The following is a 12,313-nucleotide window of genomic DNA, read 5'->3' on the forward strand; positions in this document are numbered from 1 at the left end:
TAATCTTCCTTACTAAATTTTAGCAACACGGTTCGAGAGGTCCCGCAAATCCTTGTTGTCCGCAACCTTAAACAGTACCAGAACCCGGCCAATCACCTGGACTACCTGGATAACGGTGTGCTCTTCAATAAACGCCTTAACCTCAGCTGTCGTAACGTCAGCATTTTGTAAAATATTTACCTTAATTAGTTCGCGCCGGTTAAGGGCCCCATCCAACTGGGCCAACCAGCTATCCGTGAGTCCTTCTTTACCAACGGCAAAAATCGACTGCAGGTGATTAGCCTGCGCCCGTAAGAATCGTTTTTGTTTTCCTCTTAAATGCATATTTCTACCTCACTAAATCATTGCTTTGCGGATTAGGGCAGCTACCCCTTTTGGAACCCAGGCCGCCACCGTTGTCCCCGCCGGAACAGTAATCCAGCCCAGGCCTTCAAAAACAATATCACTCTTCTTATTTACCCGGAACTCTTCTCGTTCCAGCGGTGGAAACTGGCTCTTTTCATCTGCTGTTGGGGGGGTCAGCAAGTCACCCAGGTGTTTTTTATAGAAGGTGTCCGCGTTGGCCAGCTTGGTCCGGTGGAGGGTCAAGTTATTGTCAAAGTAAGTAACGAAGCCTGCGTGGGGACCCTTTTCATAGTCAAAACGGGCCACCCCACCGATAAAGATTGTCTGCCCGAAATCAAGCTGGTAAGTCCGCGGCTTGATTTCCTTTTGGGGCGCCACAATCTTGAGGTCCTTCGCCGGTAAGACATGCGCCATCTGGTGAGGGTGGATGATCCCCGGGGTGTCAACCAAACGGTGACCATCATCGAGGGGGATTTCAATTTCATCGAGGGTCGTCCCCGGGAAACGGGAGGTCGTGATTAAGTCCTTGACACCCGTCCGCTGTTTAATAATCTGGTTAATCAGGGTTGATTTACCAACATTAGTGACCCCAACAACGTAAACGTCTTGACCATGCCGGTACTTCTCAATTGTGTCTAGCAAGTCATCAATTTGGTGGTTCTTCTTCGCAGAAACTAGGACTGTATCAATTGGTCTTAGTCCTGCCTGATTAGCCTGCTGGCGCATCCAATCACGGAGCTTAGGCCGGCGTAGTGACCGGGGTAATAAGTCCTCTTTATTGCCGACCAGCAGGACGGGATTATCACCAACAAAACGGTGCAGACCCGGAATTAGACTGCCGTTAAAGTCAAAAATATCGATAACGTAGACAATCAACGCATTAGCTTCCCGAATTTGGCCTAACAGGCGCAAAAAATCATCATCGGTTAGCGATACCGGAGCAATCTCGTTGTAGTGTCGTAGGCGGAAGCATCGCTGACAGTACAGTTCGTCACTATCCAAATCCTTCTTGACTGCGGAAGCGGGTGTATAACCTACTTTCGCCGGGTCAGTTGATTGGATCACTGCTCCACAACCGATACAACGTAATTCCTCATCTTGTTCAGTCATTCAAATCCTCCTGCCATTTTAACCGTGGGTACTTATTCTTTAACAGCTTCCAAATACGCCGTTCAAAGAAACGGTTTATCCGGGTATCCCACTTATCCGTATTAAGAAGCGGCTTGACCAGAATACTGCGAACGCCGGCCTCGTGAGCCGCAACCATGTCGGTAATCAACTGATCGCCAACCATTACCACTTCATTCTTGGCCAGGCCCAACTTTACCCGCGCCCGATTAATCCCAAAGCTAAGGGGCTTTAACGAGCGAGACATAAATGGTAAGTCGAGGTTAGCCGTTGCCTTTGCTACCCGGTCCTTACTGTTGTTGGAAATCACAATCAATGGAATCCCCGCCGCTTTTAACGATGTCATCCATTGTCTTAGTTCCGGTGTTCCATCGGGATTATTCCAGGCAATCAAGGTGTTATCCAGGTCACTGAAAACTGCCCGGATGCCATGATTCTTCAATTGGTCTGGTGAAACAGTATAAATACTTTTTGCCATCCAAGTCGGTTTAAATATTTCTAGCAATGTTGCACCTCGTTAATTCTTTATTAGATTAATTATAGCGATTGTAAATTCTAGTTTCAATTAAACACGCCGCCATCAAAAAAAGTCACCCACCCGTAAACAGATGGATGACTTCATTCAAGTTTGAATTAGTTGAGAGCCTTCTTAGCTTCGTCAACAACCGCAGCAAAAGCCTTCGGGTCATTAACAGCCAGGTCAGCCAACATCTTCCGGTTGATGTCGATGTTAGCCAGCTTCAACCCATGCATCAGCTTGCTGTAGCTGATTCCGTTGATCCGGGCACCAGCATTGATCCGGGCAATCCAGAGTTCACGGAACTTACGCTTGTTAACCTTCCGATCACGGAAAGCGTAAACGTAACTCTTCATCACTTGGTCCTTGGCAGTCTTGAATAAACGAGACTTTGCACCACGGTAACCCTTTGCTAACTTCATAACGCGCTTACGACGTGCACGCGTAACAGTTCCACCTTTAACTCGCATGTTGAAATCCTCCTACGTATTTTTGAATATTTAGTGTGTGAAGTTTACTTGAATGGCAGTAACTTCTTGTAACGCTTTACGTTGGACTTGTCCATCATGCTCAAGCCACGTAATTGACGACGTTGCTTCTTGGTCTTACCGTGGAAACGGTGGCTCGTAAATGAGTTACCACTCTTGAATCCACCTTTAGCAGTACGCTTAAAACGCTTTGCAGCAGCGCGGTTAGTCTTCATCTTTGGCATAAGAAAATTCCCTACTTTCTTAAAATTATTTCTTTGCTTTATCAGCAGCTGGGGCGAGTGTTAAGAAAATGCTCCGCCCTTCCATCTTTGGACGTTGAACAACAGTAGCAATGTCTGATGTTTCATCAGCCATCCGTTCAATCATGTCACGACCGATATCCTTATGCGTAATGGCACGACCACGGAAACGGAGTGAAACCCGAACCTTGTCACCCTTTGCAATGAACTTACGAACCCGCTTCAACTTGACATTGAAGTCGTTCGTGTCAATTGAAGGACTCAGCCGAATTTCCTTGACCGTTACTGTCTTTTGTTTCTTCCGAGCTTCACGCTCTTTCTTTTGCATCTCGAAACGGTACTTACCGTAATCCATAATGCGGGCAACCGCTGGACGAGCCTTTGGTGCAACCAGCACCAAATCAAGATTGGCATCTTCTGCCAACTGGAGCGCTTCACGCTTGGACTTGATCCCTAATTGTTCACCATCTTGACCAATTAGTCGCACTTCACGTGCCCGGATACCGTTGTTGACAATCATATCTTGTGCTATGGCAACGCACCTCCAATTTTATTAGCGAAAGATCAAGCAAAAAAAGCGGGGGTGCAAACTGCATCCCGCTTCATCTAAACAGACCTTACCTGGCCGTTCAATTTCATCTCGTCAGCCCGGCGATCCTTATCACCTAGGCGAGAAGCGGGTGCTTCTGCTTTTTCTTTCAACGTTTATTAGAATAACGAATCTCTTCTTAAATGTCAAGGTAATTATCCTTTATTCCGCAGATTCTGACCGGTCATCGGTAGTTCGCGGGAAAGAAACTTAATCCGTTCCATAATTCTCTGGGCCTTTAGGGGCTCACGGTCACCCTGGGTATCAATCGCCAGGTGGTTGGTTGCTAACTCATCCATTGAAAAGTTAGAGCTAAAAAAGGTGGGTAGTTCTTCTTGCATCCGATACTCAAGGATGATGCCCAAAACATCATCTCTGACCCACTTGCTCATCGCATCGGCCCCGATATCATCAAGCATCAGGATCGGTGCCTTCTTGACTGCCGCCAGCTTTTCGCTGGTGTTATTACTTTTAATTGAGTTCCGCATCTCAACCGCAAAGCTCGGGAAATGCATCATAGTCGTGGCCACACCCTTCGTCTTAGCAAGTTCGTTTGCAATTGCCCCTAACAGGTAGGTCTTACCAACCCCAAAATTACCGTAAAGATACAGGGCGGGCTGAAAGTGTCCCGGCTGGTAGCTCTCTGTAAAGTCAACCGCCGCCTTCAAGGCCGCGGTCCGAGTTGCCGTGGCGTGTTGTTCGTCAATGTAAAAATCGTCCAGGGAAGCCCGCTGAATAAACTTCGGCATATTGATTGACTGAACCAGCCGTTTAATATGGCGCTGGCGTTCCTGTTTCATCAGTTGCTTAGTAGGAACATAGGTCACGTCAATCTGACCGGAGTTCAAAATTAGTTGGGGAGAATAGCCCGGGGCCACGGTGGCTTCACCCCGTTGGCGGAGTTGCTTTTCGTGGTAGAACTCGTACAGTTTCGACTGGCCACTTCGTATCATTTCTTTGGTAATTTGGTCATGGTTGGCGCTAAGGAAGGATTGAACGTCGTGATCCGCCATCACCTTTTTCATCAGCTCAGCAATGTTGGTGTTAATGTTCTTTCCCCGCATGATTCCCTGGAGTGATTCATTTAAGGACTTCATTATTGGTCACCACCCTTTTTTCCTTTCCGTTTGGCGAGCATGGCCTGCACTTCTTTTAGCGCCTCAGGGGACGCCTTCTTATTTAACTGCTGTGTATCCGTCTTGCTCCATTCCGGCATCTGTTCTTCAACCTTCGGCCGGCGGTAAGCAAAACGGCCCTTGGACGTCGCGCGTTGCTTTCCCCGCTGCTCTTGGAAGTTTTTTAACTCCTGAAGGGCCCCTGGGGCATCCTTAACCCCCGCCTTAATCCAACTATTGGCAATTGCGTCAACAAAGCTGGCCTTCAGGTTAGCATTGTCAAGGTCGGCAATGATGTACCAGGAAAGAATGTTAATGACTGTTGAATCAAGCTTAACATCATTAACCAGGTGGGTTAGGATATGGCGTTCATTTGCACTTACAAAGCCACCGGTCTGTTCCTTCAAGCCCTGGAGAAATTCAACCGGTGCATAATCGGCCGCACTTTGTAAAAGCTGGCGATCTTTGGCCGTGAGCTTAACCGCTGGATTAGCGGACTGGCTGCTAGCCGTTGGGGGCGCCTGATAGCCAGCCTGCCGGTAGTGACTAGCAACAACCCGTTTAAATTTTGCCGGGTTAAAATGGTTATCCGCTAAGTCAACTGCCTGAAGGACCAGCTTGGCCATCGTTGGTTCATCAATCCCATACAATTGGTGCTCAACTTCAATTAACTGGCGGGCTTGGCTTAAGTCTTTCTTCATCACCGGCTGTTTTTTGATCAGCCGGAAAAGCGTTGGCCAGTCAAAGTCACTTTGTCCAACCTGGAGCTGTGGTCGCTGTTCAACGGTAGTCTGCTTACGAACATTCTTAATCGTTGTGGGAGTTTTGACTAGCGAATTGTTGGCCACGTGGAACTCATCGAGGAAGTGGTGACTAACGTTTTCCAACGACGGCGAAGAGGCCAGCTGGTAGCGCTGGGCTTCTTTGACCAACTGCTTAAAGTGACCATCCCCAACTGCTTCAAGAAGGAGAACACTAAGGAGGTCATCCTCAATAAATGCTGCCGGTGTAAGGGTCGCCTGTAGTTGATAGACAAAAAAAGGCCCTTGGCTATCCTTCCCCCGATAGGTTTGGACCATCCCCACCGCTTCTAAACGGTGCAGGGCTGTTGCAAGCTGGGAAATTCCCGCATTTAATTGGCGGATAATGTTTGCCTGTAAGCGACGATCTGCTAAGGTGGGCTGGGAAATTAATTGAGCACGGAGAGCATAAAAAAGGCCAAAAGCCGTTGGCCCCAATACCGGTTGATAAAAGCTGGTAAAGACCCGGTCGTTAAAGTTGACAAAATCGGTGGCAGCAGTGACCAAGAATCCCGCTTGCGGGTTAAATTCCTCTTCCTGCGCAGTCATTGCCACTCCTCCTACTTCTTTTCACCCTTGTGCTCGTCCTTTACCATCGTCTCTAGTTCGCTCATAAAGGCATCAACGTCTTTGAACTGCCGGTAAACACTGGCAAAGCGGATGTAGGCGACCTCGTCAACACCCTTCAATTCGTTCATGACGTACTTACCAATCAGCTGGCTAGAAATTTCGTTCTCACCCAGGCTCCGGACCTTATTTTCCACCTTATCGGTCATCTTGGTCAGCCGCTCCATACTGATTGGCCGCTTCTCTGCTGACCGCACGATTCCGTTGAGAATCTTTTGTCGACTGAACTCCTGGCGTGTACCGTCCTTCTTAATAACCAAGAGGGGGGTCTGCTCGTAGCGTTCAAAAGTGGTAAAGCGAAAGCCACAGTGGATACATTCCCGACGCCGGCGTATAAAGGTACCATCCTCACTGGGCCGGCTATCAACAACTCGTGATCCGTTACGGTGACAATGTGGACACTTCATGCGCTTTCCTCCTTAATTGCTTTAATACTTTATTTTACCATAATCACTCTGCCCTAAGGTAGTCCACTACCTTAGCGACCTGTCGTCGCAGCTCATCCAGGGAGCCATCATTATTGATCACCACATCTGCCTGGCGAACCTTTTTTGCCAGTGGCCACTGGGCGGCAATCCGTTGTTCAGCCACCGGCTTTGAGTAGCCGTTGCGCGATATTAGGCGGTGAACTTGGCGGTCATGACTGACCGAAACAACAACAATCAGGTCACATTCCTGGTCGTAGCCCTGTTCAAACAGGAGGGGGGCATCCAGGATCACGAATGGGATGTCTTGCTTTTTAAAAGCGGCTAGCTGGTCCATGATTGTCTCCCGAATCAAGGGTTGCATAATCGTGTTTAGTTGGTGACGAACGCCGGCATCACTAAAGGCCATTTTGCCAAGGACCTTCCGGTTTAAATGGCAATCCGGCGTTAAAATCCCCCGTCCAAACTGATCCACCAGCTCGGTTAAGCCTAACTGACCAGGTCGTTGAAGGCAGTGGGCAACTTGGTCCGCATCGACAATCGGCAGGCCCACCTGACTGAGCATTTGACTGACGGTCGATTTGCCACTCGCAATTCCACCGGTCAATCCCACTACTTTGGTCATTTCTTTACCTCCACGAACGGTTGACAGTGCGGACAGAAGGTCGTACCCCGTTGGGCAACCTTGATTTTGATCATCTTTGTTCCACACCGGGGGCAGCGATCACCAGCATGTCCATAGGCGTTCAATTGTTTCTGAAAGGCCCCGGCATCTCCAAGGGCGTTGGTAAAGCTATGGACGGTCGTACCCTTGTACTTTGTCGCCGTCGCCAGTTCCTTGATGATGTTGTCATGAAGGGCCTTCACCTTAGCCGGTGGAATTGTATTAGCCGCTTGTTCCGGATTGATTTTACTCATCCACAGGACCTCATCGGCATAAATATTACCTAGTCCAGCGACGTGGCGTTGGCTCAGCAGGAAAGGTTTGATCTTTCCCCGGCTACGCGCCAGCTCGTTTTGGAAAAAGTCGAGGTGAAAGGCCGCGGCCGTTGGTTCCGGCCCAATCGTCTTTAACCCCCCGACCTGGTTCTCTTCGCCAGTTTTAACTAGGGTCATCCGGCCAAACTTCCGGGTATCATGGTAGCAAAGTTCGCTCCCGTCAGTAAATTGAAAGACAACGTGGGTGTGTTTATCAATTGGCCCCCCAATCGGTTGGTTGAAGTACTTACCCTCCATCCGCAAATGGGAAATCATCGTTAGGCTATTCGTAAAGCGGAACAGGAGGTACTTCCCCCGCCGGTCAACGTCGGTAATCGTTTGGCCAACCAACGCCTGGCGAAACTTTTCGACATCATTTGTAATTGTCTTGCCGTAGTAAACATCAATTGCTTGGATTTTCCGTCCCTTTGCGATCTTTAATAAGCCGCGGCGGACGGTTTCAACTTCTGGTAATTCCGGCATTTTATTGCCCCCCCTTACTTAAGGTCGTACCAAGTGTCGCCGACCTTACTATCAACCTTTAACGGCACATCCAAGTCCACAGCTGAGTCCATTACCTGCGGTACCAGCTTCTTCAAAACCGGAATCTCTTCTTGCGGCGCTTCAAAGACCAATTCATCATGGATCTGGAGAAGCATCTTAGCCTTAAGCTGACGCTGATCAAGCTCTCTTTGCATCCGAATCATCGCAATTTTAATGATGTCAGCCGCACTACCCTGAATTGGCGTGTTCATTGCCGTCCGTTCCGCAAATGACCGCCGGTTAAAACTCTTCGCGTGGATGTCCGGTAGGTAACGACGTCGGTGCGTAATGGTCTCCACATAACCGTGCTCCCGGGCAAAGGCGATTGTATTATCAATGTAGTCCTTAACACCAGGGAACTCCTTGAAGTAATTCTGGATGAACTCGTGGGCCTGCGCCCGACTAACGTGAATCCGCTGGGCAAGACCATAGTCACTGATACCATAGACAATGCCGAAGTTAACGGCCTTGGCCCGCCGCCGCATGTTGCGGTCAATTTCAGCACCCGACCCTAGGTGGAAGATTCGCCGGGCCGTACTTGCGTGAATATCCTCACCGTTTCTAAAGTCTTCCTGGAGATTCTTATCCCCAGTAATGTGGGCTAGGACCCGTAATTCAACCTGGGAGTAGTCAGACGAGAAGATTTGCCAGCCGGTATGGCTAGGCACGAAGGCCTGCCGAATCAACCGCCCTTCCGGCAGACGAACAGGGATATTTTGCAGGTTCGGGTCAACGGACGAGAGCCGCCCTGTCTGCGTCAGGGTCTGAAGGTAACGAGTATGGATTTTCTGGTCGCTGGAGTGAATAACTTTCAAAAGGCCGGTAATGTAAGTTGACTGTAACTTAGCAATCTGCCGGTATTCCAGGATTTGTTCAACAATTGGGGCCCGGTCAGCCAGTTTCTCCAAAACGTCCACGGCCGTTGAGTACCCCGTCTTGGTCTTCTTGATAACTGGTAACTTCAGTTTTTCAAAGAGAATATGGCCCAGCTGCTTAGTGGAATTGATATTAAACTCCTCGCCGGCCTCTTCGTAAATGCCGCTTTCAATGTCAGCTAACCGTTCCTTAAGCTTACTGCCCATGTTTTTAAGGGTTTGGGCATCAACGTGGACACCGGTAATCTCCATTTTTGCCAGAACCCTGGTCAGTGGTAACTCAATGTCGGTATAGAGCGGGGTCTGCTTATTTTGATTAAGTTTTGTAAAGAGAGGCGCTTTCAGATCATTAATTGCCCGGACTTTCTGGACAAGGTGGGTAAAAAAGGTCTCATCGTCATCGGGGATGGCCCGCTTAGCACCCTTGCCGTATACCTCTTCATCGGTACGAACATCATGGTAATCATGTTCCAAGGCCACCTGACCAAGATCGTTACTGTTATCATTAGTATTAAGTAGGTAGGAAGCAAGCAGGAGGTCAAAGTCGACCGCCGCCAGTTCGATGCCGAGCCTATGCAAACCAACAATATGTGCCTTGGCATTAAAGACGTTCTTGTGAATCGTTGTTGACTCCAGGAGCTTCTTCAATGGGCCCTGTTTAAGCAACTCGGCGTCCCGACTGACAAACCAGTGACTGCCATCCCCCAGGGCAAAGCCAGCAAATGGTGACAGGTGGTAGTTAGCTTCTGGCATTTCGAGGTAGAAGCTGACCTCACCACTCAGTTGGTTAAGCTCGCTAAGGTTATCGGCCGTTAATTCGGTATAGGTAACTGGCTTAACCTGGTCTTCCCCCTCTTCGGGGGCAACGTTCATCTTAGCCAGGAAGGACTTAAAGCCCATCTGCTGGTAAAAGTCAATTAATTCTTCCGTCTGCTCACCCTCGTATTTCAGGTCCTTCAGACTGATCTCTAAAGGCGCGTCCCGGAGAATCGTTGCTAAGGTCTTGCATTGACGGGCAACATCTTCATCCTCAATCAGGTGTTCCTTCATCTTGCTCTTCTTCAGGTCGTCAATGTGGTCATAGAGGTTTTCAACCGAGCCGAACTGCTTTACCAGCTTGATGGCAGTCTTTTCACCAACCTTAGTGACGCCGGGGTAATTATCCGAAGTATCCCCCATCAGGGCCTTCATATCGATAATCTGCTTAGGAGTGATGCCAAGTTTTTCCTCCACGTGAGTCGGTGTGTAGTGTTCAGTATCCGTAACCCCCTTATGAGTGACGGCAACCGTGGTATGGTCACTTGCCAATTGGGTAAGGTCACGGTCCCCAGTGACCACTAGCGTCTTGTAACCAGCGTCGTCAGCTTCCTTAGCAAGGGTCCCGATGATATCGTCAGCTTCGTAGTTCTTTAATTCATAGCTATGGAGCCCACTGACCTTTACCAACTGGTGGACATAGGGTAACTGTTCCATCAGCTCTTCTGGTGTCTTGTTCCGTCCCCCCTTGTAATCGGCATACATTTTGGCCCGGAAGGTCTTCTTGCCGGCATCAAAAGCCACCAGGGCAGCGTCCGGGTGGAAGTTATCAAGGACGTGGTCCAACATTAATTTAAAGCCGTAGATTGCTGCGGTGTGCAGACCGTCCTTATTAGTAAACTTATCGATTTGGTTGTGCATTGCAAAGAATGCCCGAAAAACAATACTATTTCCATCAATCAGTAATAATTGTTTGGCCATGTAGTTATTCGCTCCGTTCCTTTTTTTCTACTAACTAATTGTACCAAAGATTAGGGGTTATCGTTAACGTCATGCTGGTGTTCATCCGCTGATTAAAGAAAAGAGGCTGGGAAAAAACTCCTAGTCCAAAGCAAAAACCGGATGATGAATTTTTTGAACAATTCATCATCCGGTTTTTATGTACACAGGAAATCGTTCCTGATATGATGTAATTACCACAAAACAACCCAAAGGAGCGATTTTCATGTATCAAAATTATACCATAGGACAAACCGAATTCGTACTAAGCTATAACTATGATTTACCACAAAATCATATTGCGCGGCTAATTAGTGATTTTGTCGACTCGATTCCACAAAATGTGCTATTAGAAGATTCAGGAGCGGCTACCGGCCGCCCTTCATCGCATCCAGCAATTATGCTTAAGATTCTCTTGTTTGCCTACGCACGTCAAACTTATTCTGGAAGAAAGATTGAAATGATGTTGGATGAGAACCTGCCAATGCGTTGGTTAGCTCATGATTATGCTTATAGCTACCATACCATTAATAACTTTCGACGCAGTCAGCACGCTAGTAAGCTAATTAAACATGCCTTTGTTTACTTTACCATGGCTTTGAAAGATCACGGACTAATTCAAAATGATGCAGTTTTTATCGATGGGACCAAGGTAGAAGCCGATGCCAATAAATATTCATTTACTTGGCGACGGGCAGTTGAAAAGTATCACGCTAAGTTAAGAGAAAAGACGAGTAAGCTTTATGAGGAACTAGTAGAAAAACAAGTGGTGCAAGAAATGGCACCCGAGCTGGTTACTTCTGCCGAAGGCATGGAAGTAATGGAACAAGAACTTGCGGAGAAAATCACTAAGTTAGATGAAGAGATTAAGCAAGAACCAAAAATCATCAAAGGTGGTTCAGTTAGAAAACGGCGCCGTCGTTTTCTAAAAAAACTTCGCCATCAATTAAGCAACGACCTAATTCCGCGTGCCAAAAAGTATGAACGTGCCGAAGATATCTTCCAAGGTCGTAATAGCTATTCCAAGACTGATCATGATGCGACTTTTATGTGTATGAAGGAAGATCCGATGATGAATCGGGAGTTAAAGCCCGGCTATAACCTGCAAATCGCTACACATAAGCAATTTGTCCTTGATTACGGGCTCTTTTCAAATCCAACTGACACCAGGACCTTAGTGCCATTCCTTACCCAGTTTCATGCTTTAGATTTCTTTAAGCATATCGTTGCCGATGCCGGTTATGGTAGTGAGTACAATTACACAATGATTCTTGATCAGTTTGAAAAGCAGCCTGTTATTCCATACACAACTTATCAAAAGGAACAGAAACATAAATTTAAAAACGATCCAACTAAATCACAAAATTGGCAGTATAATGCCGAAGATGATTACTACATCGATCATTTAGGAGTTCGCTTTAGCTTTTATCGGTATAGTAGGCGAACCGATAAATATGGTTTCGAACGTGATTTCAAACTCTACCGAGCGGATAAGCACCAACTGTCAGAACAATTGGATGAGTTGGCAAAAACACCAAGTGGTCGGCAACGCTATATGCAGGTTAACCCAACGTGGAATTATTACAAGGCTAAAGTAAAAGCAACCCTCTCAAGTGACGAAGGCAAGGCAATTTATCGTCGACGAAAGTTCGACGTTGAGCCAGTCTTTGGTCACATGAAGAGGGATTTTGGCATACGCCGAACTCATCTACGCGGACAACGGGCTGTGGAAAATGACATTGGGCTAGCCTTGATGGCATTAAATCTAACGAAATTTGGTCAATCAATTAGTCGATTGGCGACTAATTTTATAAATAATTTAAAATCCGGACTATGATTTTTGAATCGATCAAAAATTATAGTCCGGATTTTACTGTTAGAGAACC

At 47.5% G+C, this 12,313-nt stretch carries 13 protein-coding genes and 1 other annotated feature; of the genes, 1 reads left to right on the forward strand and 12 read right to left on the reverse strand.

Annotated features, from left to right (window positions below):
- Positions 1-12: 12 nt before the first annotated feature.
- The 12 genes from yhbY to polA form a co-directional block, all read right to left on the reverse strand.
- Positions 13-324 carry a ribosome assembly RNA-binding protein YhbY gene (yhbY, locus tag KZE55_RS06755; RefSeq protein ID WP_222257895.1) on the reverse strand — a complete coding sequence of 104 codons (312 nt, stop codon included), beginning with the start codon at positions 322-324 and terminating at the stop codon, positions 13-15.
- Positions 325-336: 12 nt separating this feature from the next.
- Entirely contained in the window at positions 337-1,455 is a 1,119-nt protein-coding gene (yqeH, locus tag KZE55_RS06760) for a ribosome biogenesis GTPase YqeH (RefSeq protein WP_222257896.1), read from the reverse strand.
- Complete coding sequence (locus tag KZE55_RS06765) at positions 1,448-1,978, reverse strand: YqeG family HAD IIIA-type phosphatase (RefSeq protein WP_222257897.1); 531 nt, start codon at positions 1,976-1,978, stop codon at positions 1,448-1,450. Before KZE55_RS06765 ends, yqeH begins: the two co-directional genes overlap by 8 nt.
- 128 nt (positions 1,979-2,106) lie before the next feature.
- Positions 2,107-2,460, reverse strand: a complete 354-nt coding sequence (gene rplT / locus KZE55_RS06770; RefSeq protein ID WP_047770540.1) for a 50S ribosomal protein L20 — start codon at positions 2,458-2,460, stop codon at positions 2,107-2,109.
- A 44-nt stretch (positions 2,461-2,504) separates the two neighbouring features.
- Positions 2,505-2,702, reverse strand: a complete 198-nt coding sequence (rpmI, locus tag KZE55_RS06775) for a 50S ribosomal protein L35 (protein ID WP_047770538.1) — start codon at positions 2,700-2,702, stop codon at positions 2,505-2,507.
- 25 nt (positions 2,703-2,727) lie between these two features.
- The gene (infC, locus tag KZE55_RS06780; RefSeq protein ID WP_222257898.1) at positions 2,728-3,240 is read right to left on the reverse strand and encodes a translation initiation factor IF-3; all 513 of its coding nucleotides are present in this window, start codon (positions 3,238-3,240) and stop codon (positions 2,728-2,730) included.
- A gap of 43 nt (positions 3,241-3,283) precedes the next feature.
- Positions 3,284-3,418: a sequence feature (ribosomal protein L20 leader region), on the reverse strand.
- Between the two features lie 46 nt (positions 3,419-3,464).
- Complete coding sequence (gene dnaI, locus KZE55_RS06785) at positions 3,465-4,406, reverse strand: primosomal protein DnaI (protein WP_222257899.1); 942 nt, start codon at positions 4,404-4,406, stop codon at positions 3,465-3,467.
- Positions 4,406-5,773, reverse strand: coding sequence for a DnaD domain protein (locus KZE55_RS06790; RefSeq protein WP_222257900.1), 1,368 nt, complete (start codon positions 5,771-5,773; stop codon positions 4,406-4,408). The genes dnaI and KZE55_RS06790 overlap by 1 nt, the downstream gene beginning before the upstream one ends.
- An 11-nt stretch (positions 5,774-5,784) precedes the next feature.
- Positions 5,785-6,258, reverse strand: coding sequence for a transcriptional regulator NrdR (gene nrdR / locus KZE55_RS06795; RefSeq protein ID WP_222257901.1), 474 nt, complete (start codon positions 6,256-6,258; stop codon positions 5,785-5,787).
- 43 nt (positions 6,259-6,301) lie between these two features.
- A complete protein-coding gene (gene coaE, locus KZE55_RS06800; protein WP_222257902.1) occupies positions 6,302-6,901 on the reverse strand; it encodes a dephospho-CoA kinase in 600 nt (199 codons plus the stop codon).
- Positions 6,898-7,737 carry a bifunctional DNA-formamidopyrimidine glycosylase/DNA-(apurinic or apyrimidinic site) lyase gene (gene mutM / locus KZE55_RS06805; RefSeq protein ID WP_222257903.1) on the reverse strand — a complete coding sequence of 280 codons (840 nt, stop codon included), beginning with the start codon at positions 7,735-7,737 and terminating at the stop codon, positions 6,898-6,900. The genes coaE and mutM overlap by 4 nt, the downstream gene beginning before the upstream one ends.
- Before the next feature lie 14 nt (positions 7,738-7,751).
- A complete protein-coding gene (gene polA, locus KZE55_RS06810; protein ID WP_222257904.1) occupies positions 7,752-10,409 on the reverse strand; it encodes a DNA polymerase I in 2,658 nt (885 codons plus the stop codon).
- Between the two features lie 244 nt (positions 10,410-10,653).
- Between polA and KZE55_RS06815 the strand changes: the two genes are divergently transcribed.
- Positions 10,654-12,264: an IS1182 family transposase gene (locus tag KZE55_RS06815; RefSeq protein ID WP_222257689.1), complete on the forward strand. Its 1,611-nt coding sequence runs from the start codon at positions 10,654-10,656 to the stop codon at positions 12,262-12,264.
- Positions 12,265-12,313 lie beyond the last annotated feature (49 nt).

It is taken from the genome of Limosilactobacillus panis, assembly GCF_019797825.1.
Lineage (GTDB): Bacteria > Bacillota > Bacilli > Lactobacillales > Lactobacillaceae > Limosilactobacillus > Limosilactobacillus panis_A.

What these genes read in the sequence shown, in the direction of transcription:
- yhbY (WP_222257895.1), bottom strand. Translation starts at nt 324, where the DNA reads ATGCATTTAAGAGGAAAACAAAAACGATTCTTACGGGCGCAGGCTAAT.
- yqeH (WP_222257896.1), bottom strand. Translation starts at nt 1,455, where the DNA reads ATGACTGAACAAGATGAGGAATTACGTTGTATCGGTTGTGGAGCAGTG.
- rplT (WP_047770540.1), bottom strand. Translation starts at nt 2,460, where the DNA reads ATGCGAGTTAAAGGTGGAACTGTTACGCGTGCACGTCGTAAGCGCGTT.
- rpmI (WP_047770538.1), bottom strand. Translation starts at nt 2,702, where the DNA reads ATGCCAAAGATGAAGACTAACCGCGCTGCTGCAAAGCGTTTTAAGCGT.
- infC (WP_222257898.1), bottom strand. Translation starts at nt 3,240, where the DNA reads ATGATTGTCAACAACGGTATCCGGGCACGTGAAGTGCGACTAATTGGT.
- dnaI (WP_222257899.1), bottom strand. Translation starts at nt 4,406, where the DNA reads ATGAAGTCCTTAAATGAATCACTCCAGGGAATCATGCGGGGAAAGAAC.
- KZE55_RS06790 (WP_222257900.1), bottom strand. Translation starts at nt 5,773, where the DNA reads ATGACTGCGCAGGAAGAGGAATTTAACCCGCAAGCGGGATTCTTGGTC.
- nrdR (WP_222257901.1), bottom strand. Translation starts at nt 6,258, where the DNA reads ATGAAGTGTCCACATTGTCACCGTAACGGATCACGAGTTGTTGATAGC.
- coaE (WP_222257902.1), bottom strand. Translation starts at nt 6,901, where the DNA reads ATGACCAAAGTAGTGGGATTGACCGGTGGAATTGCGAGTGGCAAATCG.
- mutM (WP_222257903.1), bottom strand. Translation starts at nt 7,737, where the DNA reads ATGCCGGAATTACCAGAAGTTGAAACCGTCCGCCGCGGCTTATTAAAG.
- polA (WP_222257904.1), bottom strand. Translation starts at nt 10,409, where the DNA reads ATGGCCAAACAATTATTACTGATTGATGGAAATAGTATTGTTTTTCGG.
- KZE55_RS06815 (WP_222257689.1), top strand. Translation starts at nt 10,654, where the DNA reads ATGTATCAAAATTATACCATAGGACAAACCGAATTCGTACTAAGCTAT.